The organism is Thermonema sp., from assembly GCF_026003375.1.
In the GTDB taxonomy this organism is placed as follows: domain Bacteria; phylum Bacteroidota; class Bacteroidia; order Cytophagales; family Thermonemataceae; genus Thermonema; species Thermonema rossianum.
Window position 1 is genome coordinate 737,416 of sequence record NZ_BPHD01000001.1, and the last position, 22,711, is coordinate 760,126.

The following is a 22,711-nucleotide window of genomic DNA, read 5'->3' on the forward strand; positions in this document are numbered from 1 at the left end:
TTTTCTACCTTTACACGCAAAAACGAAAACGTAAACAGTTATGCAAAATCTACGCTGGTTGTTTGTACTGATACTTGCACTTGGTTTACAAGCTTGCAACTTGGACCAATATAACAACTCCGATCCGGAAACCTTGACCGACCGCCGTGCCGGTGACCCTTATGTTTATGGTGACCCCGACGGTGAACCGCGTCAAGCATTGCTCGACTACCCCGACCCGGCCGATGGCGCTGCACGTGCCAAGAAAATCCGTGAGAAGCTTTATGCGCCTATGAACCCGGCAGACTTCTACCGCCAATACATTACCATTCAAAAAAATCAGAGCAGCAATCAAGCAGAAGAAAACCAAAACAAAGAAGACAAGCAATCATAAAGCTGCGCATATTCATAAAAGCAAAGGCGGGCTTTCCAACCCGCCTTTTTTTTGTTCTTTCCTGTGCTTTGCTTGAGCTGACAAGAGGGTAAATACCCTCGTCCTTTGTCTTGTCGGTTCTCTCTGTTCGAGCGCAGACGAGAAACCTCTTTTCGCTTCTTGTTGCTTGTCTTGAAAAGATGGCTCACTCCACTCCGTTCCGCTCGACATAACAAAAGAGAAGTTGGGTTTGGTGAGATTTCCGCACTACGCTTGCGCTTTGTTCAAAATGACATGCTTCGCTTTGCGCTCCGTTCGGCACGCCTCTTATTTCCCTAAAAAAGCGCTTCTGCCACTTTGCGCACCGAGTCTGCTTTACTCATGGAATAGTAATGCAGACAAGGCACTTTGTGTTGCATCAGCTCTTTGGATTGTGCAATACACCACTCCACCCCTACTTCTTTTACTTGTGCATCGGTTTCGCACTTCTCTACTTCTTTCACCAACTCTTCGGGCAGTTCCACATGAAATACCCGCGGTATCATGGTCAACTGCCTTTTGGAAGTCAAAGGCTTCAAGCCGGGCACGATGGGCACATGAATGCCCATGGCACGGCACTTCTCCACAAACTCGAAATACTTGCGATTGTCAAAAAACATCTGTGTAACGATATAGTCAGCCCCTTTATCGACCTTCATTTTCAAATAGCGCAAGTCGCACTGCAGGTTGGGGGCTTCGTAGTGTTTTTCGGGATAGCCTGCCACACCAATGCAAAAGTCAGTAGGCACGGCGTTTTCTATTTCCTCCTCCAAATAAATACCGTGATTCATATTGACCACCTGCTCGAGCAGCTCCACGGCATAGCGGTGCCCGCCCGGCTCGGGCGTAAATACTTTTTCTGTGGGAATGGGATCGCCACGCAACACCAAAATATTGTGTATGCCCAGATAGTGCAAATCAATCAATGCATTTTCGGTTTCTTCTTTGGTGAAACCGCCGCAAATCAGATGGGGCACCGGCTCTACCCCATAGCGATGCAAAATGGCTGCACAAATACCTACCGTACCGGGGCGCTTACGAATGGTCTTGCGCTCCAACAGACCATCGGGGCGCTTTTTATATACAAACTCCTCCCGGTGATAAGTCACATTGACAAACTTGGGCCGGAACTCCATCAGCTGGTCCAAAGTATTGAACAGACCTTGAATGCTTTGCCCTTTCATGGGCGGCAGCACCTCAAACGAAAACAGTGTTTTGTCAGTATTGCGCAAGTACTCTACAATTTTCATAGCTGTGTCGATTATTTAAAGATGAAAAACAAAAATACAAGGCTGTGTCGAATTCACTATATTTGTGCTCCTTTTCAAAGAAAATCAAAATTTTTAAAAGCCAAGACTCATGGGATTACAATGTGGAATCGTAGGCTTACCTAATGTAGGGAAATCCACCTTATTCAATGCCTTAGCCAACAACAAAGCAGAAGCAGCCAACTACCCCTTCTGCACCATAGAGCCCAATGTGGGCATCATTACAGTACCGGACCCCCGGCTCGACACCCTCGCCGAATTGGTGAAGCCGCAGCGCGTGGTGCCTACCATCATCGAATTTGTGGACATTGCCGGCTTGGTAAAAGGTGCCAGCAAGGGCGAAGGCTTGGGCAACCAGTTTTTAGCCAACATTCGCGAAGTGGATGCCATTGCCCACGTGGTGCGTTGTTTCGACGACCCCAACATTGTGCATGTGCATGGCAAAGTGGACCCCGTAGGCGACAAAGAAGTCATAGACACCGAGCTGCAGCTCAAAGACCTTGAAACCGTAGAGAAACGCATAGCCAAGACCGAGCGTGTGGCCAAGTCGGGCGACAAAAAAGCCAAAGAAGAAATGGAAGTGCTTGCCCTGCTCAAAAGCACGCTCGAAAGCGGCAAAAATATCCGCTCTCTTAGCATTGACGACAACTTTCAGTATTTAATGAAAGAACTGCAGCTGCTCACTGCCAAGCCGGTGATGTATGTTGCCAATGTAGATGAAGACAGCCTTGCAGCAGGCACGAATGAATTTGTGGAAGCCCTCAAAGAGTCTGTAGCTCATGAAAATGCCGAAGTAGTAGTGATTTGCGCTGCTCTTGAAGCCCAGATTGCCGAATTGCAAGACCCCGAAGAACGCAAAATGTTTTTGGAAGAGTACGGATTGAAAGAGCCGGGCTTGCACCGTGTCATACGCACCGCCTATCGCCTGCTTGACCTGATTACCTACTTCACCGCCGGCGAGAAAGAAGTGCGCGCATGGACCATACGCCGGGGATGGAAAGCCCCCCAGGCAGCCGGTGTCATTCACTCCGACTTTGAGCGTGGTTTCATTCGTGCCGAAGTCATCAAGTTCGACGACTTTGTGAAATACAAAAGTGAAGCAGCCTGCAAAGAAGCCGGCAAGTTGTCAATAGAAGGCAAAGACTATGTGGTAGAAGACGGCGACATCATGCACTTCCGCTTCAATGTGTAAGGCATTTTTGCTTATTTATCATGGTAAAGAAGGCATATTTTTTTGCAGCTATGCCTTCTTTTTTTATTTTTTATGAATATTCAAACGAAAGAGAAAACATTGCCGGCTTTTAGGCCGTTTTAAACAACAGTCGTTTTTACTGATATTTTTTTACATATGCGTGTAAGAATCATTTTTTCAATGCTCGGGAAAGCCATCGTGCCTTTTCACCATCAGCCGCTGATAGCGCAGATGATTGAGTTCTTGCGACAGCAGCTTCCTCCCGAAGACGCACATTATTTGCACTACCACTTTTCGAGCCTGAAAGGGCAAATCAAAATACAGAAAAATGGGCTGTTGTACCAATCCAAGCATGTCACCTTGGTATTTGCGGCGCTTTCGCCTGCATTTGTGCAAAAACTGCTGAAAGTGTTATTTGCCCAACCTAAGGTGCGTATCGGCAGTCTGTGGCTCAAACCGGAATATGTAGAAGAAGAGGTGGTACCGGAACTGCCCTTCGAATCAAAGATGCTTTGCCTATCGCCCTTGGTGCTTATTGACCCGCGGGCAGATGCTTACAATGCCAAACGCTTGATATCACCTGCCGACAACCTGTTTTCCGATTTGGTATATGAGTCCACCATCCTGCGAGCCGAGGCATCGGGGCTTTACGACGAAGCCACCCTCAACGAGTTCTATCGTTTTCAGGTGGTGCCCGACGAAGGCTATTTGCAACGCTTGGCTGCGCAAGACAAAAAGTATGCACGCCTCTACGAGGTAACTCAAGGTAAAAGCCACTCAGACGTGCGCGGTTACAGCTTTCCTTTTACCTTGTATGCCCACCCCCTGCTCAAGCGCTTTATCATGCTGACCGGCTTGGGCGCACTGCCTCACCTCGGATACGGCATGCTTGATTTGGCTTCCGGTCCCATGCCCAAACACCGCATCGATATTCATTAAATGGGGGAAGGCAAACCAAAGCTGCCATTTCGAACGGGGCGTAGGTGCAGCCTGTCATCTCGAACGAAGCGCAAGCGTAGTGAAAAACCCCACAGCACTAAGCTACAAGAAGCAAAAGAGATTCCTCGCTTGCGCTCGAAATGGCAAGGGGGAAGAGCAAAATGACAAAAAGGGAAGCTCAAACCGTACGCCACACATTCATAGCCGCCAAAAAACAAAAAGCCACCCGAAACGGGTGGTTTTTGTTTGACTTAACTTAAAACTCATCAGTTAGTTAAGGGTTTAAATATCTTTTTAGCATTTGAACTTTCAATGAGTCGGTTATCCGGCAGTTTTCAAAGTTTTCTATGGCCTCGCCGGTTTCTTTTAATTCGTAAAAATGGCCGTTTACAAAGATATAATCTTTTGCTCCATCACCCAAATTTATGCCTTGTAACAAGCGGTAATCTACTTCTTTGAAAAGCACCAATACACGGTTGTTGTACTGGTAGAAAAGACTTTTCTCAAAATCGCGCAAGGCCTGGTCTGCGGTAGTAAGCGGTTGCCCGGCGGGCAGGTGGTTTGCCGTGGTTTCGTCATTGACTGTTGGCTTTGTTCCGGATATGGTTACTTCTTGCTCTTGTTTAGGCTGTTTTTGCTTATTGGGCTGCACTTGTGGTGAGGGCAACGGCTTCACTTCCTCCTGCTTGGTCTCTGTCTGCATTGTACGGGGTGTAGCTTGTTCTACTGCCGGCGGCACTTTTTCCATTTCTGTAGTTTGCTCCTCTGCCATGGGCGACTCCGGCTTGCTGACAGGCGCCTCAACAGCAGCGGGCGCCGTATTGTTTACCGGGCGGGCAGCCTCCCGGTTCAACCACACAACCAACCAAACGGCACCACCCAAAGCAATAGCCCCTGCTCCCCAACGCCACCACTGCGCTGCACCAAAGTCGAAAGTAGGACCGTGAGGCACCGGCGTATTGTCGAGCAGATGCTTCAGCGAAGCCTTACGCTCTGCACAGATGGCCTCCACCATCAGGCGGTGCATTTCTACTTCTTCGCGTAGTGTATGATCGCTTTTTAGCTGTTGTTCGAAGTGTGTTCTTTCTTCTGCACTTAAATTTCCTTGCAGGTAAGCATCAATTTGTTCTTGCCGCTGAATGTTCATGGTAGGGCGTAGATTTAGATTAAGTCACTTTTTTTAAAGTTGGCACGCACGATGCGCTCCAGCTCTTGCATACATTTATATTTTTTAGACTTTGCCACATCAGCTGAAGCAAAGCCCAGCTGCTCGGCTATTTCTTTCATATTCATCCGGTCGAAGTAGTAAAAGGTAAGCACCTTTTGGCAAGTTTCGCCTAATTGGGCAAGGCACTGACGCACCAACTCTACACGCTCTTTTTCTTCCCAATTTTGCTCTACTATGTCGTCTTTCTCTTCACTGCTCAGACGCCGCTTGCGCTCCAGCTCTTTGCGCCACAGGTTTTGGCACACACTGTACAGAAAAGTGCTCAGCTTGGATGTAAGCACAAAGTCACCACTGCGCACTTTCTGCCACAAGACAATAAGCGCCTCTTGAAAAATATCACGTGCTTCTTCTTCGGTGCCACTGTTTTTGGTGACCAAGCGCAACATCATACGGTAATGCTTCTTATACAGATATTGAAGCGCAGATTCATCGCCATTTTTTAAACGTCTGAGAATCTCTTCATCTTTCATTTAAAAGCGTGCATTTGGTTGTACATACTCCTTCCTTTAAGAAAGGTAAACATTCATGTATGCTTTAGCAAAAAGTATTCTTAAAATAGAAGAGGCAGGCGATGAGCGTGCACGGTAAAGAGGGTCCTTGTTCATATCCGGATGCTTCTTTGGTGTGGGCATAATTGAGTAATTTAGCGCTCCGTTCAATAAAATCAAAACTTCTATGTGGTTTTTCAAGCTGCTTTCTTTACTTCCTTGGCGTGTTCTGTATGGTCTGTCCGACCTGATGTGCTTCGTTGCATTCCGGGTGTTGCGCTACCGGGTAGAGGTTGTAAAAAGCAACCTGCGCCGGGCATTTCCCGAATTGAGCGAGGCAGATATTCACCGCTTAAGCAAGCGTTTTTACCGCAACCTAAGCGATATATTGGTGGAAACACTGAAGTTGCTGCAGATGAAGGAAACGGATATTCTCAACCGGGTGCATATTCAAAACATAGAAGTCCTGCGGGAAGGCTTACGTATGCAGCGCCCGGTGGTTATTCTCACCACTCATCAAGGCAATTGGGAGTGGCTGCAACATGCCGTTCAGCTGCACTTGCCCGGCACGGCTGTCTATTTTGTATATCAACAGCTGAGCAATCCTTTTTTCGACCGTTTGATGCTGCGTTTGCGCAGCCGTTTCGGGGCACAAGGCATTGAAATGAAGCAGGTTTTTCGTAAAGCCTTGATGCTGCGTCGCGAGCCTGTCATCTTGGCATTATTGGCTGACCAAAGCCCACGCCGCGACTCTTCTTTTGAATGGGTGTCGTTTTTTAATGAACCGGTGGCTTTCTTCAACGGGGGTGCCAAGTTGGCTACCAAGCTGCAAAGCCCGGTAATGCTGGGCATCAGCTATCGCGAGAAACGAGGATATTACCGCTTGGAATTCAGCACATTGAGCCAGCCGCCCTATGATGCAGAAGCTGCATCAAGCATCACACAAGCCTATGCCAAGGCGTTGGAAGATAGCCTGCAACGGCAAGCAGACAACTGGCTGTGGTCTCATAAACGTTGGAAGCTGTCGCCACCGGCAGAGATGACACGCACAAGTTCTATGGAATAGTTTTTGTAAGTTCTTTGTTGTAAGTTTGTAAAGCATGTTTCACCATAAACAAGAAGAGTCCATGTATAAGAAGGCATTTTTACTCTTTTTCGCTTTGTTTGCAGGCGTTTTATTTGCGCAAGCACAAAGCCAGGCGTCAAATACCAATCAAGAGAGCGCCTTGAAATTTGAAAAGACAGAACACAACTTCGGTGAGATTCCGCAGAATGTGCCGGCGGTATATGAATTCAAATTCAAAAACACCTCGAACCAGCCGGTGCAAATTGTAAGCGTAAAGACCAGTTGTGGATGTACCACTCCTTTCTACACCAAAGATCCGGTAGCACCCAAGAAAAGCGGCGTGGTAAAGGTAAGCTATAACGCTGCCCGCATGGGCGCATTCACCAAGACCATCACAGTAACCACCAGCGAAGGGGCTACCATTTATCTGACCATTCGCGGCACAGTGGTTGCCAACGAGCAGTAACACAAAGAACGAAGCACTTACATAAGTTTCAAAATCCCTTTCAGCTTGCTGAAGGGGATTTTTATTTCAGGCGTACCGGTTTGCTCCGTAGCCCCGTCATTATAGGAATAGAAAGCAACCAAGTACTCTTCCTGTCCACTACCGCCGGAGAGCGAAGCGTATCCCATTTGAGCCGGCAAAGGCGGCAACTGTCCTTCAAAGCGGAAACCTGCCTTTGAAAGCGGCTCTGCCGGTTTAAGATTGTACATTTTGCGCAGCTCTTCTGCCAGCAGCTGCCGCAGGGCATTTTCTTGGTTTTTTACCAGCCATTCGCTGCGTTCCATGCGGTGCCCGTCTTGCATGTTCAGCATCAAATAATGCACGCCGTCTAACAAAGAGTAACCCACACACAACACCTGGCGGCTGGTGTAGGTAATTTCTGCACCAATGTACACTTCAACAGGCGGAGTGTTTCCCTTAGCCAACAAAGTATTGTAAAGCGAAGGCAATAGCCGGGTAATGTCTGTGCCGGATGCATGCAGCCGGCGGCTTAAGTGCTCTGCCGGATACTGCCGGATATGGTGGTTGAGCAGCTCGCCCACGGCACGTTGCGAGCAGATGAGCGAAGGCAGCGACAACTCAAGCACCAGACAGGGTGCACCACCCTCGCACCGCCCGTGTTCATAGCGTTGGCTGTAGGCTTCTACTTTCAATATTTCATTGGGGGGCGCCTCTGCGGGAAGTTCTACTCTTTCAGGCATGTTCACTTCTTGCGAAGTGGTCTCCCGGGAATTGCTGCCTGATTCCTTCCGGTTCCCGGTCTCTTGTTTGCTTTCACAGGCAGCCAACAACAGCCAGATAAAAAATATCGTGCTCAGATGCTTCATCATGCATTTGTTTTAATCTTCTTCTATCTTACGCAGTTTTCTGCCTTTTTTGCGCGCCTCGCGCCGCTTTTTCCGTTCATTGCCATATTTGGCAAGCTTGGCATAACAAGCCTTTGCCAATTTATAGTTTTTTTGGCTTTCAGCCCATTGGGCTACTTCTTGCAATGCCGCCTGATAATAGCCTGAGTCATAAGCTTCTATAGCTTCGGCATAAGCGATGGTTTTTTGGTAAAACTCAACGGCCCGCCGCATATTGTATTCATAATGCTGCGCTTTGTAGCCTAAAAAATAGGTTGCATAGCGTCCGCTGATTTCTTCATAGCCGGGCCAGCCGTCTTCCACGCGTCGCAGCAGTTCTTGTGCGGGCTGTTCCATTTCCTGCAGGTGCCCTTGCAAAAACAAAAGCATGGTATAAAAACGGTGAAAGTAAGGATTGTTAGGATAGTGCTCATACAGATAGCGGGCATAACGGGTAGCTTTGTGGGGCTGGTTTTCTTCAAGGGCATAGATGCGTATTAAGAAATAATAGGCTTCTATGCGGGTATAAAAAGCATTGCGTGCGACTTCTTCGAGCTGCTCAATGCCTTTTTGTTTATCGCCCTTTTCAAAAAAAACGAGCAACGGACGCAAAGAAGGATAATTTTCAGGTATCCATACCGAGTAGTAGTTGTACAGGCCGTCCCCAAAAATAAACTCCACACTCAAAGAAGTCACCTCCTTCTCACGCCGCAAGTATTTGATAGCCTGTTTACCGTTCCATGCTGCCTTTACCCAAGACTCACGCTCGGCATATAGCCGCCCTTTGTAGCCATAAGCTGCCGCCAAATAAAACTGATATTCCGGGTTGCCGGGCTCCTGCTTGAGGCGTTCTTCTGCCAGCTCGATGGCTTTATCCAAGGCGTCGAGCAGTTCGTCATCGTAGCGGTACTTGTCAATGTTGGGCATCATCTTCCACCAAACCATCAAGCCCTTGACCAGATAGGGCAACGGATGGTTACGATAACGGTAGTGCAACCACTTCCACTCTTTTTCTGCCTTGGCAAAGTCGTAATTGTAGGTGTAATCGATAAGATCGGAAAGTTCGGTCTGTAGCAAAGGGTCATAAATCAAGCCGGTGTCGAGGCGGGCGGCTTCTGCCGGAGGCAGCTCCTGTGCATATAGTTTGCCGGCAACACAAGCAGTCAGCAACCACAAACAACTCCCAAGAATCAGCGTTCTCATATATTTTTCGAACTTAGGTAAAAGAGGCGCACAACAGTCATATATTTTCATGGTGCAGTGGTTTGTTTTTACTTAATCAAAATTCGTACATTTATTTTATTGTAAAAAAACACCGGCAATTAAACTTTATTTTTTATGAAACTGATAAAAGTAGGTGCGGGCGTCGTAAATCAAACGCCGCTGGACTGGGGAGGTAATTTTCAACGGATTGTGGGTGCCATAGAGCAGGCACGCGCACAGGGCGTCAGTTTGCTTTGCCTGCCCGAACTGTGCATTTCGGGCTATGGCTGCGAGGATGCTTTCTTTGCGCCCAATACCTTCCGGCAATCGCTTAAATACCTGCTGGCTTTGCGCCCCCATACGCGCGGCATGGTGGTGTCGGTAGGTTTGCCCCTGCTGGTGCAAAACAAAGCTTTCAACTGTGCTTGCTTGCTGGTAGATGGCAACATTGCCGGCTTCGTCGCAAAAAAATTCCTGGCAGGCAATGGCATTCATTACGAGCCCCGTTGGTTTACCCCCTGGACACAAGAGGGCTACACCACCGTGCGCATCGAAGGCAAAGACTACAAAGTAGGCGATATTTACTTCCGGGTAGGTGATGTAAAAATAGGTTTTGAAATATGCGAAGAGGCTTGGGTTGCCAACCGCCCGGGGCGCCAATTGTATTTGCACGGCATCGACGTGATTCTGAATCCCAGCGCCAGCCATTTTGCTTTCGGCAAGCTCGAAGTGCGCAAGCGCTTCATCTTGGATGGCTCACGTGCCTTCGGGGTCACTTATGTGTATAGCAACCTGCTGGGCAACGAAGCCGGCCGGGCTATTTACGATGGCGGCGGCATCATTGCTTGCAACGGACAGCTGGTTGCCGTGGGCAAACGGCTCACTTTTGAAGATTACAATGTCACCTCGGCAGTAATAGACGTGGAGCTTTCGCGTTTGGCGCAGGTGCAAATGCAAACCCAATTTGCCATAGATAAGGACTTTGGACATGTGGTGGAAGTAGATTTTCAGTTCCCTGCCATTCGCCCCGAAGCATGGCACCCCCAAGAAGCGGGCTGGGAACACAGTCCCTTCCTCAAAGAAGAAGAGTTTGCGCGCGCCATGATGCTCGGTCTGTTTGACTACATGCGCAAGAGCCGCTCCCGTGGTTTTGTGATTTCGCTGAGTGGCGGTGCCGACTCCTCGGCCATCAGCGTACTCTGCCGTATGCTCATTGATGAGGGCATTCAACAGCTGGGCTTGGAAGGCTTCAAACAAAAGCTTGCTTATTTTAAGGAAATACAAGACTGCCAAAGCGCCGATGAAATCGCACACAAGATGATTACGGTGGCTTACCAAGCCACACGCAACAGCTCCGAAACCACACGCCGCGCTGCCGAAGAGCTGGCAAAAGCCATCCACGCCGAGTATCATCACTCTGGATGTAGATGCCATCATTCAGCAATACATAGACGCTTATCAGCCGCAGCATCGGGCGCCCCCTCACTTGGGAGCAAGACGACCTCACCCTGCAAAACATACAGGCACGCGGGCGCGCACCAAGTATCTGGATGCTTGCCAACCTGAAAAATGCGCTGCTGTTGGCAACCAGCAACCGCTCGGAAGCAGCCGTAGGTTATGCCACGATGGACGGCGACACCGCCGGGGGACTCAGCCCCATTGCAGGCATAGACAAAGCCTATTTGCGGCGCTGGCTGCGTTGGATGGAAACCGAAGGCTTGGGCGGGCGCTACCGCATTCCTGCCCTGCGCTATGTGAACGAGCAGCAGCCCACGGCGGAGCTGCGTCCACCCGGCAGCAAACAGACCGACGAAGCCGACTTGATGCCTTATGAGGTACTGGACGACATAGAAGAGGCCGCCATCCGCGACAAGCGCGCCCCGGCAGATTGCTACCTGCTGCTGCGCGAAAAATACCCGCAATATGACGCCGGCACCATCAAAGCATGGGTAAAGAAGTTTTTCCGCTTGTGGTGCCGCAACCAGTGGAAGCGCGAACGCTACGCCCCCTCTTTTCATCTGGACGACGCCAACCTCGACCCCAAAACATGGTGCCGCTTCCCCATACTCTCGGGTGGCTTTGAAGAGGAACTGCGGGCATTGGACGAACTGGAATAATTTTTGATGCGCCCTCTGGGCAAAGCGGCGGGGGCGCCCGCCCATGCATTCCGTTTTCGCAGTTAAACAACTTTTAGAAACATAACCATAAGCTACTATGAAAACCGTTAATCTCCGCTCTTTTCGCACTTATTATCGTGAAAGAATAGAAGAGGAGCCAGATGCCGAACGCATCGATGAGCACTTTGTAGGTACCGTCATCCGGCTACCCGGGAAAGGCAGAAAGACCTTCGGTTTTTTTAAAATGTATCATGGCGACAAAGAAGACATACGCACCTACCTGCCTTCTTTGTTGAAAATAGCCGAAGACGAGCAGGCCTTTTATGAATTCGCTCAAAATGCGGTAGATGCCCAGTCCACCCATTTCTGGGCATTTTACAACGAGCGCTATTTCATTGTGCTGAACAACGGCGAGCCTTTCAACTTCGAAGGGCTTCGCTCTATCTTAAACATAGCCCAAAGCACCAAAAAAGAGCGGTGCGATAAGATTGGACGCTTCGGCATCGGCTTCAAGCTGGTGCACCGCCTGGTGGGCAAAGGCGACGGCAACCACGAGCTGCTGGAGAAATACAAAGGACCTGTTTTGTTCAGCTGGCACCGCCCGGAGCAACTGCAAAGCCTCATAAACGGAGAGGAAGTCCAATTTGCCGAAGAGCAGACGGCAGATAACTTAGCCGGTACTTTTGCGGATTATCCTCTGCTGACAAAAATTCTTTTGACCAACTTCCCCGCAGGCGTTGGCGAAACGGTAAAAAACCTCAACTACGAAGACCTTACGCCTTTTAGCCATGAAGAGTATGCACAGATGTGCGCTGCCTTGCAGGAGGTCACCCGGCAATACAGGCTTGACTTCAGCCCCTTCAGCCAAGGCAGTCTGTTCTTTATCGATTTGGGCGAAAACAAACATGAGCTTTTACAGCGTAACGAAGAAGACCTGCGCATTGGCATGGAATACTCCATGAACTTCTTGAAGAAACTGGAAAATATACGCATCAACGAGTGTTACCTGCACAGGAAAGAGATTCTCACCGAGCATTTTACCATTAAAACAGACGAGGCGCTTTTCCGGGAAATTGAACCCGAATCGAAAGAGTGTGACATACACATTGCTTTCGGCTATCATAAGCAAGAGGAATATGAAGACAAAAGCAAGGTAGATTACATCAAACAAAGCCCCAACTTTTACAAGTTCTTCCCCATGGGGGATGAAACCAACAAATTTGCTTTCATTCTGCATTCCGACGCCTTCGGCATGGAAGCCAACCGGCGCAAGATGCAAAACGACCACGTGAACCGGCATCTTTTGCCTGCATTCGCCGATATGCTGGAGAAACGCATGGACCAACTCACCCAAACGGAGGAAGGTTACGAGCGCTACCGTGCCATCTTTTTGTCCATCTTACTTTCCGAGCCCCCCGAAGAGCAAAGAAACGAGTGGTACAATTCTGTTTTATATGCCCCCTTGTTGGAAGCCATCAAGAAGCGGGTACCTACCGCTGAGGGAATCACTGTCAAAAGCAGTGAGATGGTCAAAATCAAAGATACGCAATTGCAGGTAAACCCTTCCGAATGGGGTGCAGCTGACAGCAAAGGAAGACCTTACTACTGGTTTGCTTGGGAGTACCACCGGGGCAGCCATATTATCAAGTACGCCATTGACAAACTAAAGTTGGAGCGATGGAATGCACTTAACCTTATCGAGCACGGTGAGGTAAGACAAATCAACATACAGTTAAACGTAAAGCCTCAAAACCGGAAAATTCTATGGCAAGAGCTATTTAAAAAAAACAAAAGCGACTTTTCTAATGAAACTTTACGAGACAAGCTATACGAAATCAGCTTGTTTCACCAAGCAGAAGACGATGTATTCTACTCACTCAATGACCTGTCGAAAAATACAGATATTCTGCTCCTGCCCCACGAATACGCCGGTTTGGAAGCGTTCAAGAAAGACCTCAACTTGAAATGCATACTTTTAAGTGAACAAGAAAGCGAATCAGAATTCTTCAAGGCTGTTATTGCGCCGGCACTTCCCTATTTAAATAACCCGAAGGAACTCAAAGAGCTGCTGTTTGATGGCGAACACATCCTCAAAAAAATTTGTGACCTCTCCTTACCCCTGCGGAGAGACTATGTTTTATGGCTTAAAAGAGTAAATTTATGCAAAATTGATGACCTCAGAGAAAAGGCCATCTTTGAAAACCGGCGGGGCGAGCGCCTGCCTCTTTCGAAAATGTTGCTGCCCTCAGAAGAGACCCCTGATTTTTTGAAGCCTTTTGAAATACATCCCGATGCTTTCAGCGCTGATTTCAAAAGGGAGTTGCTTCACAAAGCAGAAGACATTTATACCCACCTCCTTTTTGAACGCTGGGAAGACATCACCCAAGGCATCATAGATTCTGCCGGCAACGACACAGAAGCTACCATCAGCAAGCTCGTAGCGCTTTATGAGTACACCCAAAAAACCCATAAGCAGGCAAAAGAAGAAGCAGCGCAAGCAAACAGAATCCCCAACCTTCCGGACTTTAAGAACACAGACAAAGCATACATTTTGGATTACGACGGCACGCTGAGAGGTGAAAACGAAATTTACTACAACGCACAACTAAGCTGTTTCTACAAAGAAAAAGGCAAAGAAGCTTACGAGCAGCTGCATGTCTTTGTTTCGCAGCGTATGAATGTAGCCCTGCCGCATCCGCAGATGCTGCGCTTTCTCAGAGAACCATTTGGCACCACACCTTTGGCATTTGAGGAATGGGGCTGGGAAAAGCTTCGTCAATGCCCTGCTGAAATCATCGATACCCTCTTTACCCTCCTCGAGTATCAGGAAAAAGACTTGTTCCAATATTTTGTTTTGGCAGAGGTCTCCGGTGGCTATCAGCTACACCAAAGACACGATAGCAGCTACCTAAACTATATCAGCGGATATGACGCTGAAAAACAATACATCCGGGATTATCATGCCGACATGCTTTATTGCTGTACCCCAAGCCTATGAAAGCAAGGCAAAGGCATCGCCGCATGTTCTTCAAGGGGACGAGCTTAGGTGAAAAACTCGTGGACTTGCTCCCTCAAAACGAAATCAAGCAGGCTGCCCGGCTTTTAAGCAGCTGCAAACTCTCTACGGAGAGCACCAAACGGCTATTGTGTAAAAAAATTAACCATTTGGAAATTGACTATACAAATCTAACGACACTCACACAGACGTCTCCTGAGCTTATATTAATAAAAGAATATGCCGGATATACCCACGACCCATCAATAACAGAAGCCTTCAGGGAGGCATTTATACTTGCGGCAGAGAATACCGAATACACCATTGATGCCGTGCCCATACAAAACACCGTAAGAGTGGAGTATAAAGAAGACAACAGCTATGAATTTGCTATTTCGGAGCTGCTGCCTGAGCGCAACCAAGAAATCATTCTTTTTCAAGAGGTGGTACAACACATTGCCCATGTTTTCAAGCCATCCGGGCAACCCTCAGAAGAGCAGTTAAAAAAACTTTTCAATTTCAAAACAGGCGCGGACATAGACCATGAGCTCATCGGCTCGGTAATTCGTGACCTGAAACATCACCACGACGGCGTAGTGCAAAACGCCACCCAACTGGCATTCCTGCTGCTGGTGCAGAGTCTGTTCCCGGAGAAAGATTATTTAGAGGACATTAAAATAGAAACTGCCGATGGAGTCAATTATGACATACTTACCCTACCACACTTATACCTACTACCTCTTTCGTTCCTTGAATCCGCAGGATATCCTGGCTGATCACTACCACGATATCAACAATATCATAACAACGAAGACCTCTCCCTCTTCAATGGGTATCTTTAAACAAGATGGTACAGCAAAATATCTCCATTTACTGGACTGCAAGCGCCTTTTTCATACTACACAGAAAACGACGAGGAACTCACAGAGTTGGTTCGGATTGGGAGCTACTCACTCCCTTACGTAAAGGAGCCGCTTTCAGATAAAGAGCAGGAAGCACTTTGGGACTTTCTCCTTGTACCTATCGACAGGACAAAATTCATTTTAAGTCTGTCCATGGAATATTACGCGAGCATTTAGGGTTCAACCACAGAAAACATATTCTTTCTCTGATCATGAGAAAAATAGCTCTTATTGCTAACAAAGACACCTTCCTGATACCTTTCTTGGGCTTAACAAACTATCACAACAAGAACGAATTCCTTATAGCCATCTTAAAATAAACAATGAGTTGCAAAGAATTTAAGTAGATCCACTTTACCCAAACACGATATCGAAAATGAATCTGCCCTTGTAACGAAGTTGCCTGTCTCTGCCCTAAGTGCCGTCCTATGGTGGATTATTCGAGAAGGAAGTAATTGTTAAAGACGAGGAAAAAGCTGATTTAACTTCAAGACGATATGTCCGATGTTTACATGCAGCAGATTGACGATGCATCCCATGGGTTTGAAATCAGAACGCAGTACCTGGGACGATGAACTGTTACAGAAAAACAGTCGAAGAGCTGGGACGCTACCTTGGTACAAGGAAGACTTTAAGACCTAAAAGTTTACCCACTTGCGTGCTATTTACACCTATCGTAATCGATCCTTTCCCATTGTACGTTACCTTCGCTCCTCCGAAGGCCGGCAGCAGTCAGCTTTCTTCTATGGCAGGGAAAAAGGTAATGCAATCAGATCGCACGCTCTTGCTGCTGTCGTGTAACGGCATATGACCTTCTTTGTCCTTGGACGTCCCGAAAGGGTTCTATGAGAGTGGATATCTATTGGGTTCAAAGCAAAATTCAACTCAGAATAGGGTTATGCTGAGGTCCGCCTGATCGAGCTCGTAAGTAGTTTTGATAAGTACCGGGGCTATACCCCAAGTAGCTACACCTTCCTTCTCACCAGCGTCTGTTTCTATCGGAAGATACAGCAAAAAGCTGGCAAGGCTATCGAAGCAGAAAGTGTACGAAAAGTTGTACGACCTCTTACCCCAGCGACCGCTATGAAATCATATGGAATAACAAATCAGCATTGGGAAAGCAGCTATCTCGTACGACCTTGCTGTATATGAGACCGCTCAAGCGGAGAAGCGTGTCAAAAAGAATTGAGTGCAAAGCTCAAAGTCCCTGGAAAATCCTCTATAGGCCTATCTCCTCAGCCGCCGGCAATGGGCAATGTTGTCTTGCACTGACCTTAGAAAAGACGCCCCCCTATTCAGTGGGAGCTCTGGGTGGGTTACTACGTCAAATACTGGCCGCTGGCAAGATCAGACGTGCGCCGTATTACTCCGCCTATGCCGTCCCATGCCCTCTTCCATCCGGGCAGTGCTGATTTCGCGGACTTCTGCAGCATGGCGCAAAACCAGCATGATGGATGAACACGGCTTTGGTGATGACACAGAAAAAATCAAAGTTGAGTTGAATTTGGAAGGCTTGAGGGAACTGTACAATAGCACGCCAAAACCGGATTTCGACGTTTTTGAATTCAAATAAGAAAAAATCCTGAGAAGGATGAAGCTTACCGAATTTTGAAGCTACACTCTCACAAGAAAACAACGGAAGGCTGTCCTGCGGGGCAGCCTCTTTATGTTTTTAACAAGAACGTGGTGTATTGTCCGGTTTGGGCTACTCAAAAAACATCCAACTCAGCACCAGCGAGAGTGTGCGCCGCATGCCGGCATAGTAGGGCGTCACTTGGTAGCCGTTAAACGGCGGGGGTGCCATGTTTTGATTTACATGCGTAAACTGCAAGGCTGCCCGCAGTTGTTTCACCTTTATGTTGGCATACACATCGGCCAAAAAGTAGGGGCGAATGGCGTACACATCGGCTAAGTAAAACACCTTATGCAGTGGCGAGTAGGCATAAGCCTCGTAGGCACTTTGGTAGCGCCCATCCATACCCACACACAACTGCATGTTGCCTTTAAACAAATCCCGCTCGTAGAACAAAGAAGTAAACCAGAACACTTCGGGAAAACGCCACACACTGCGTTCGCCCAAATCTTTCGACAAATACAGCTCGTGCTGCCAGTGGAAATAGCGCCACTGCCAATGCGCCTTTATCCCCACCTGCCCCATGGCTTGCAGCTCACCGGACTGAAACGGCTGCACCCTGCCTTCACTGTCTTTTTGAAAATACACCCACGAAGACGCCTGCCGCAGGCGTACGAAAGAAAACAGTCGTTGTTGCTTCCGACGCAAGGGCAAACCGGCTTCCAGCTCGTTTCCAAATACAGGCGAAAAGTCATTGTGCCAATAGCCGGTGCTTCCCCAATAATATTGCTGCTGCCAAGTAGGCGAAACATAACTACTCTTTGCCGATGCCTCGAACCAAGGCAAGCGTACCCATGCTTGTAGCAAGTAGTCACTTCCAAGACGGTAAGCCCCTTCGGCATACAAATCCAGTTTTTCTTTGCGTAGCCGCAATGCAGCGCCCAAGTGGTGTTCCATGCGCGGCTTCAGTGTCAAGGCGCCTTGTGTGGAGTCGTTGTCCCAGCCAAAACGCAGGTCATACAGGCGGTTGCGGTAAAACAAGCGGTAACGAAACGACTTGGCGGCTCCCTTGATGCCCAATTCATTGTATAGCTCCCGGTAAATCACATCATCGGAAATTTTACCGGAAGGCAGCGTGCCGTAGAAGTCGGTCTGTGGGTTGTCCGACACCTTGTCGTCATGATAACGGTCGCGCCGGCGCAGGTAATAGCCCCGGTGATACAGCTGAAAGAGCGAATCGAGGCGATAGTCGTGGTAAAGGTAATAGCGGTTCTGTGTCTGCCAGCTGCTTGCCCCCAGCAACTGCGCTCCCTCTTCAGCATATTGGTAGAGGCTGTCGGGCGTGTCGTCTTCGTCCATCAGAATGCCGCCGTACTCCTGCATGGGCGCATTGAAGTGTGCGTAATGTGTCAAAAAACGATAGCGCCCGTTCTTTGAACGGCGGCTCATGTGAAGCACAAAATTGTACTGTTCAAGAATGGCATCTTCGTTGCGGTTGCCGGTAGCCGCAAACTGGCGGAAAGTGTTTATACGTCTGTAAAGAAATCCAAAATTCCACAAAGGCGTAATATTACGGCTAAATTCCAGTTCGGCTATTTGCTGCCCTCTTCCCCCCAAAGCATAATAGAAGTGCGTAAAAGGCGATTTGGTGTCGAAATACTTCACCTCTTCGGCTTGCACCACATAAGGCGCATACACATCCCACCCGTAGTGGCGCCCGATGGCACCCGGCAGTTGCGGAAACAGAGACTGCGTGGCAGTACCTAAGTTATGCCCCAAGTCTTGCAGTAAATAATGACTACGACGCACCGGGTGGTAACGATGAAAGCCACGCACCGTCGTATCGAGCGAGCGCCAAGCGGTAGAGTCCCCCAACCAATCTTTTTCGGTAATAAAACGGGTGGTGGAGGTGCCATACACCTGCTTGGTGCTGTCGTCCAATATCTGCGCCTGCACAAAGCCCGGGGGAGCTATAAATAAAAAGGAGAAAACGAAAAATAAAATACTTTTCTGCATGAGTTTGGCTACTTCTCGCACACAAAGATAGCAAGCTTCATGGAACGAATCATGAAAAAGTGTATCTTTTAGGTATCAAGCGACATACCTAACGCCCATTCACTTATGGCACATGACAAATATGCCTTATCTCTACAAATAAAAGAGCAAAAAGAGCGTGTCCGAAAAGCTATAGAAGAGCGCAGACAAACGCTTTTAAAACGATTTGCACAAATAACATTTGCCTGTTATATCGGTTTGATTTTAGGCTTTTCTCTTATAGAGCAAGGCTTCACTGCCATTGCAGTTTATGGGAGTGGTGGTACGGCCCTGTTTGGCAGTTTGCTTTTTGGGCTTGCTTACAGGCGCTCTTTTCCATGGCGGTTATATGCAGGTTATGCATGCGCACACCTTGGTTTTATTCTGCTCGCCGGCTGGTTTGCCTTCCATATTGACGGTACGCTTCGCTTGGCTGCCTTCATGATTTTGAGCGTTGCACTTTATGCCCCTGTGCTTATCAACACATTGTGGCATCCCGGTGTGCTTATTGTTTCCGGTGCTATTTTGCTGCTTACATTGCTGCTACCCGTTTTTCCGCCTCATACCGAGCTGTCTTTGATGGCGTTGGTGTGTAGTTTTCTTTTATGGCTGATTGCCCTGCTGCTGCAAAGGCAAAAACAAAAGGCAATGGAAGAAATGGTCAAAGCACATCTTATCTTTCAGAGTGTGCAACAACGTCTTTTTGAAAAAGAGCAGGCATTAGAAAAGCAGAGCAGCCGTTTGCGTGCCATCTTGGACACTCCCCAAGACATATCGGTATGGGTAGTTGACCGGCACTACCGCCTGATAGAGTGTAACGAGGCTTTTCGTTTGGCGCTGTCTGCTTACTACGGCGTGGAAGTAGTGCCGGGCATCGAGCTGCTTTCTCTTCCTCGCGACAAGCAGGAAAGCGAAAAATGGAAAGCTTATTATGATCGTGCCCTGCAAGGCCAAACGCATACGGTATATGAGTCTTACAAGCGGCAATATACCGAAATCACCTTCCGTCCGGTATATGAAGGGAAGGAAGTTACCGGCGTGGTAGTCTTTTCAAAAGACATCACCACAATAAAAGAGTCGGAGCGGCTCTTACAAACCATCATTGAGAGCACCCAAGACGGTCTCATGGTTCTGGACACCCAAGGCAGGTATTTACTCTTTAACCAACGCCATAAAAAACGTATGCAGGCATTGCTGGGCGTAACCCCTGCCGTGGGGCATTCTTTCTTTGCATTACTTCCTGCCCAAAGTCAAGAGCGTGAGCGTTTCAAACAACTTATGGAAACAGTGCTGCAAGGGCACCACTTGCGTGTAGAGATGCGTCTCAGCTGGAACCAAAAAGTATCGGTAGAAGTATCTGCCAACCCGCTATTGAACGAAGCAGGCAAAGTCATGGGGGTGGCCGTATTCATCCGGGACATTACCGAAGACAAAAACCGCCAAGAGCTACTGCAAAGCATCAACGAACACCTGCAAGAAGGCATTTACCGTACCACCCTCGAAGGCGATATTTTGTATGCCAACCAAGCCCTGGCTCAACTGCTGGGCTTTGATTCAGTAGAAGCACTCCGGGAAAGAAAAGTACAAGAGTTTTTTGCCAACCCCGGCGCTGCCCGGCAGGTCATCAACAAAATACTCAATACGGGGCGGGTATCCAATGCCGAACTGCTTTTCAAACGCCAAGACAGCACCACTTTTTGGGCACTGCTCAATGCCTCTTTTCATCGCGATACCGACGGGCAGGTTATCTTCGACGGCTCTATGCACGACATCACCCTGCTGAAAGAAATTCAGGAAAAACTCATCCGTCAGAATGAAGAGCTTAAGAAAATCAACGCCGAGCTGGACCAGTTCGTTTACAGTGCCTCGCATGACTTGAAAGCCCCCTTGGCATCCATACAAGGCATTGTGCAGGTGGCACGCATGGAAAAAGACCAAAGCAGCGTTTATCAATACTTGGAAATGATAGAGCGAAGCACCATACGCCTTGAGCGCTTTGTAAAAGAAATCATACAATATGCCCGGAACACACGCACCCAAATAGAGCCGGTACGCGTCGACTTCCACACGCTTATTGAAGAAGTATTCGAAGACATGCAGTATTTGCCTCAAAGCCGCCATATAGAAAAAATCATAGAAGTAGAAGAGACAGCTCCTTTCTACAGCGATGTCCGTCGTTTGAACATTGTTTTGAATAATCTTGTCTCCAATGCACTAAGCTATTACAACCCTTACGAAGAACACCCCTACGTACGCTTGCAAGTGACTGCCAACGAAAGGGAAGCCGTCATCCGGTGCGAAGACAATGGTTTAGGCATAGCACCCGAACATCAGGATAAAATATTTCGCATGTTTTACCGTGCTTCTACCGACAGCAAAGGTTCCGGGCTGGGTTTATACATTGTAAAAGAAGCCGTGGACAAATTGCAAGGGCAAATCAGTTTGCAATCCACACCGGGCAAAGGCAGCACTTTTATTATAAAAATTCCTAACTTGGCAAGTAAAGTCAGCAAAGCAATATCCGGCAATGAAGATAAACGACTTTCGTGAACATGCTCACCGCCTGGTAGATTGGATGGCAGACTACCTCGAGCACATCGAACAATATCCGGTAAAATCGAAAAGTAAGCCCGGCGAACTGCTGGCTCAGCTGCCCGGGAAAGCCCCACAAAAGGGCGAGCCTTTCGAAGCCATATTCAAAGACTTTCAAGAAAAGATACTCCCCGGCATCACCCACTGGCAACATCCTTCCTTCTTTGCCTACTTTCCTGCCAATGCGAGCCCCCCTTCGGTGCTTGCCGAAATGCTGATGGCCACCTTAGGCGTGCAAGGCATGGTGTGGGAAACTTCGCCTGCGGCCACCGAGCTCGAAGAGCGCGTGATGCAATGGCTGCGCGATGCCTGCGGGCTTCCCTCCCACTGGCATGGCGTCATACAAGACACGGCCTCCACGGCTTCACTTTGTGCCATTCTGAGCGCGCGCGAACGTGCCACCGGCTTTCAATCCAATGAGTCGGGCCTATATGAACAGCCCCGTTTGCGCATCTATGCCTCCGAACAAACCCACTCTTCCATAGAAAAGGATGTTAAGATAGCAGGCTTGGGCAAAAGCAACCTGGTGTATATCCCCACCGATGAGCGCTATGCCCTGCGCCCCGACTGCCTGCGTCAAGCCATAGAAGAAGACCTGCAACGCGGTTACCGTCCCATGATGGTAGTTGCCAACATAGGCACTACGGGCTCCACAGCCATTGACCCACTGGCCGACATAGCCGCCATTGCGCGCCAATATGACTTATGGCTTCATGTAGATGCTGCCTATGCCGGCACCGCCTGCCTGCTGCCCGAACACCGCTACATGATAGACGGCATCGAGCAGGCCGACAGCTACGTATTCAACCCTCACAAGTGGATGCTTACAAACTTCGATTGTTCGGCTTATTACGTCAGCGACAAAGAAACGCTGCTGCGCACCTTTTCCATTCTACCCGAGTATTTAAAAACAGGCTTGGAAGGACAAGTAAACAACTACCGCGACTGGGGCATTGCTTTGGGGCGGCGTTTCCGTGCGCTCAAACTATGGTTTGTATTGCGCAGCTACGGCATCGAAGGGCTGCAGCAGATTCTACGCCGGCACATTGCCTTGGCGCGGTGGTTCAAAATATGTATTGAAGGTCATCCTGAATTTGAATTGATGGCGCCTGTGCCTTTGAATCTCGTTTGTTTCCGTTATCACCCGCAGGGCGTAAATGACGTGGAAATGCTCAATAAGTTGAATGAAAGCCTTCTGCAGCGCCTGAATGCCGGTGGCAAGCTGTACATGTCCCATACCAAGCTGCAAGGACAGTATGTCTTGCGTTTCGTATGCGGGCAAACCTATGTGCAAGAGCAGCACGTGCAGCAGGCTTGGCAACTGATTGAAGCAGAAAGCCGGCGAATTAGCAAACTGCTGTCTTTGCTGTAAG

At 48.5% G+C, this 22,711-nt stretch carries 18 protein-coding genes; 12 read left to right on the forward strand and 6 right to left on the reverse strand.

Features of this window, described 5'->3' with window-relative positions; translation table 11 throughout:
- The first annotated feature begins 40 nt into the window (after positions 1-40).
- Positions 41-373 (forward strand): hypothetical protein, encoded by a 333-nt coding sequence (locus QVE43_RS03165; protein WP_038029121.1) that lies wholly within the window; start codon positions 41-43, stop codon positions 371-373.
- 314 nt (positions 374-687) lie between these two features.
- On the opposite strand, the gene metF is transcribed toward QVE43_RS03165, so the two are convergent.
- A complete protein-coding gene (metF, locus tag QVE43_RS03170) occupies positions 688-1,641 on the reverse strand; it encodes a methylenetetrahydrofolate reductase [NAD(P)H] (RefSeq protein WP_288004244.1) in 954 nt (317 codons plus the stop codon).
- 109 nt (positions 1,642-1,750) lie between these two features.
- On the opposite strand from metF, the gene ychF reads away from it, so the two are divergent.
- Positions 1,751-2,851, forward strand: coding sequence for a redox-regulated ATPase YchF (gene ychF, locus QVE43_RS03175; RefSeq protein WP_038029117.1), 1,101 nt, complete (start codon positions 1,751-1,753; stop codon positions 2,849-2,851).
- Positions 2,852-3,031: 180 nt separating this feature from the next.
- Complete coding sequence (locus QVE43_RS03180) at positions 3,032-3,790, forward strand: CRISPR-associated endoribonuclease Cas6 (RefSeq protein ID WP_051633045.1); 759 nt, start codon at positions 3,032-3,034, stop codon at positions 3,788-3,790.
- Positions 3,791-4,064: 274 nt separating this feature from the next.
- On the opposite strand, the gene QVE43_RS03185 is transcribed toward QVE43_RS03180, so the two are convergent.
- The gene (locus tag QVE43_RS03185) at positions 4,065-4,937 is read right to left on the reverse strand and encodes a hypothetical protein (RefSeq protein ID WP_288004245.1); all 873 of its coding nucleotides are present in this window, start codon (positions 4,935-4,937) and stop codon (positions 4,065-4,067) included.
- A 14-nt stretch (positions 4,938-4,951) separates the two neighbouring features.
- Positions 4,952-5,488 carry an RNA polymerase sigma factor gene (locus tag QVE43_RS03190; protein ID WP_288004246.1) on the reverse strand — a complete coding sequence of 179 codons (537 nt, stop codon included), beginning with the start codon at positions 5,486-5,488 and terminating at the stop codon, positions 4,952-4,954.
- 205 nt (positions 5,489-5,693) lie between these two features.
- Here QVE43_RS03190 and QVE43_RS03195 point away from each other — a divergent pair, with 205 nt between their 5' ends.
- Both QVE43_RS03195 and QVE43_RS03200 read left to right on the forward strand, forming a co-directional pair.
- Positions 5,694-6,572, forward strand: coding sequence for a lysophospholipid acyltransferase family protein (locus QVE43_RS03195; protein ID WP_288004247.1), 879 nt, complete (start codon positions 5,694-5,696; stop codon positions 6,570-6,572).
- 61 nt (positions 6,573-6,633) lie between these two features.
- Positions 6,634-7,038, forward strand: a complete 405-nt coding sequence (locus QVE43_RS03200) for a DUF1573 domain-containing protein (RefSeq protein ID WP_038029112.1) — start codon at positions 6,634-6,636, stop codon at positions 7,036-7,038.
- 17 nt (positions 7,039-7,055) lie between these two features.
- On the opposite strand, the gene QVE43_RS03205 is transcribed toward QVE43_RS03200, so the two are convergent.
- Together QVE43_RS03205 and QVE43_RS03210 are read right to left on the reverse strand one after the other, a co-directional pair.
- Entirely contained in the window at positions 7,056-7,907 is an 852-nt protein-coding gene (locus tag QVE43_RS03205) for a hypothetical protein (protein WP_288004248.1), read from the reverse strand.
- A gap of 9 nt (positions 7,908-7,916) precedes the next feature.
- On the reverse strand, positions 7,917-9,125 hold the full coding sequence (locus QVE43_RS03210) for a lipopolysaccharide assembly protein LapB (protein ID WP_288004249.1): 1,209 nt from the start codon (positions 9,123-9,125) through the stop codon (positions 7,917-7,919).
- 135 nt (positions 9,126-9,260) lie between these two features.
- Here QVE43_RS03210 and QVE43_RS03215 point away from each other — a divergent pair, with 135 nt between their 5' ends.
- The 5 genes from QVE43_RS03215 to QVE43_RS03235 all read left to right on the forward strand — a co-directional run bounded on the left by QVE43_RS03215 (position 9,261) and on the right by QVE43_RS03235 (position 16,712).
- Positions 9,261-10,691 carry a nitrilase-related carbon-nitrogen hydrolase gene (locus tag QVE43_RS03215; protein ID WP_288004250.1) on the forward strand — a complete coding sequence of 477 codons (1,431 nt, stop codon included), beginning with the start codon at positions 9,261-9,263 and terminating at the stop codon, positions 10,689-10,691.
- On the forward strand, positions 10,670-11,242 hold the full coding sequence (locus QVE43_RS03220) for a hypothetical protein (RefSeq protein WP_288004808.1): 573 nt from the start codon (positions 10,670-10,672) through the stop codon (positions 11,240-11,242). The genes QVE43_RS03215 and QVE43_RS03220 overlap by 22 nt, the downstream gene beginning before the upstream one ends.
- 97 nt (positions 11,243-11,339) lie before the next feature.
- Entirely contained in the window at positions 11,340-14,240 is a 2,901-nt protein-coding gene (locus QVE43_RS03225; protein ID WP_288004251.1) for a sacsin N-terminal ATP-binding-like domain-containing protein, read from the forward strand.
- 59 nt (positions 14,241-14,299) lie between these two features.
- Positions 14,300-15,013, forward strand: a complete 714-nt coding sequence (locus QVE43_RS03230; RefSeq protein ID WP_288004252.1) for a hypothetical protein — start codon at positions 14,300-14,302, stop codon at positions 15,011-15,013.
- A gap of 1,573 nt (positions 15,014-16,586) precedes the next feature.
- Positions 16,587-16,712, forward strand: coding sequence for a hypothetical protein (locus tag QVE43_RS03235; protein ID WP_288004253.1), 126 nt, complete (start codon positions 16,587-16,589; stop codon positions 16,710-16,712).
- Positions 16,713-16,844: 132 nt separating this feature from the next.
- Here QVE43_RS03235 and QVE43_RS03240 read toward each other — a convergent pair whose 3' ends face one another.
- Positions 16,845-18,728 (reverse strand): putative porin, encoded by a 1,884-nt coding sequence (locus tag QVE43_RS03240; protein ID WP_288004254.1) that lies wholly within the window; start codon positions 18,726-18,728, stop codon positions 16,845-16,847.
- Between the two features lie 105 nt (positions 18,729-18,833).
- Between QVE43_RS03240 and QVE43_RS03245 the strand changes: the two genes are divergently transcribed.
- A complete protein-coding gene (locus tag QVE43_RS03245) occupies positions 18,834-21,296 on the forward strand; it encodes a PAS domain S-box protein (RefSeq protein WP_288004256.1) in 2,463 nt (820 codons plus the stop codon).
- Positions 21,274-22,710, forward strand: a complete 1,437-nt coding sequence (locus QVE43_RS03250; protein ID WP_288004258.1) for an aminotransferase class I/II-fold pyridoxal phosphate-dependent enzyme — start codon at positions 21,274-21,276, stop codon at positions 22,708-22,710. The genes QVE43_RS03245 and QVE43_RS03250 overlap by 23 nt, the downstream gene beginning before the upstream one ends.
- Position 22,711: the final 1 nt, after the last annotated feature.

What these genes read in the sequence shown, in the direction of transcription:
- QVE43_RS03195 (WP_288004247.1), top strand. Translation starts at nt 5,694, where the DNA reads ATGTGGTTTTTCAAGCTGCTTTCTTTACTTCCTTGGCGTGTTCTGTAT.
- metF (WP_288004244.1), bottom strand. Translation starts at nt 1,641, where the DNA reads ATGAAAATTGTAGAGTACTTGCGCAATACTGACAAAACACTGTTTTCG.
- QVE43_RS03185 (WP_288004245.1), bottom strand. Translation starts at nt 4,937, where the DNA reads ATGAACATTCAGCGGCAAGAACAAATTGATGCTTACCTGCAAGGAAAT.
- QVE43_RS03250 (WP_288004258.1), top strand. Translation starts at nt 21,274, where the DNA reads ATGAAGATAAACGACTTTCGTGAACATGCTCACCGCCTGGTAGATTGG.
- QVE43_RS03240 (WP_288004254.1), bottom strand. Translation starts at nt 18,728, where the DNA reads ATGCAGAAAAGTATTTTATTTTTCGTTTTCTCCTTTTTATTTATAGCT.
- QVE43_RS03235 (WP_288004253.1), top strand. Translation starts at nt 16,587, where the DNA reads ATGATGGATGAACACGGCTTTGGTGATGACACAGAAAAAATCAAAGTT.
- QVE43_RS03180 (WP_051633045.1), top strand. Translation starts at nt 3,032, where the DNA reads ATGCTCGGGAAAGCCATCGTGCCTTTTCACCATCAGCCGCTGATAGCG.
- QVE43_RS03245 (WP_288004256.1), top strand. Translation starts at nt 18,834, where the DNA reads ATGGCACATGACAAATATGCCTTATCTCTACAAATAAAAGAGCAAAAA.
- QVE43_RS03205 (WP_288004248.1), bottom strand. Translation starts at nt 7,907, where the DNA reads ATGATGAAGCATCTGAGCACGATATTTTTTATCTGGCTGTTGTTGGCT.
- QVE43_RS03165 (WP_038029121.1), top strand. Translation starts at nt 41, where the DNA reads ATGCAAAATCTACGCTGGTTGTTTGTACTGATACTTGCACTTGGTTTA.
- QVE43_RS03215 (WP_288004250.1), top strand. Translation starts at nt 9,261, where the DNA reads ATGAAACTGATAAAAGTAGGTGCGGGCGTCGTAAATCAAACGCCGCTG.
- QVE43_RS03210 (WP_288004249.1), bottom strand. Translation starts at nt 9,125, where the DNA reads ATGAGAACGCTGATTCTTGGGAGTTGTTTGTGGTTGCTGACTGCTTGT.
- QVE43_RS03200 (WP_038029112.1), top strand. Translation starts at nt 6,634, where the DNA reads ATGTATAAGAAGGCATTTTTACTCTTTTTCGCTTTGTTTGCAGGCGTT.
- QVE43_RS03190 (WP_288004246.1), bottom strand. Translation starts at nt 5,488, where the DNA reads ATGAAAGATGAAGAGATTCTCAGACGTTTAAAAAATGGCGATGAATCT.
- ychF (WP_038029117.1), top strand. Translation starts at nt 1,751, where the DNA reads ATGGGATTACAATGTGGAATCGTAGGCTTACCTAATGTAGGGAAATCC.
- QVE43_RS03225 (WP_288004251.1), top strand. Translation starts at nt 11,340, where the DNA reads ATGAAAACCGTTAATCTCCGCTCTTTTCGCACTTATTATCGTGAAAGA.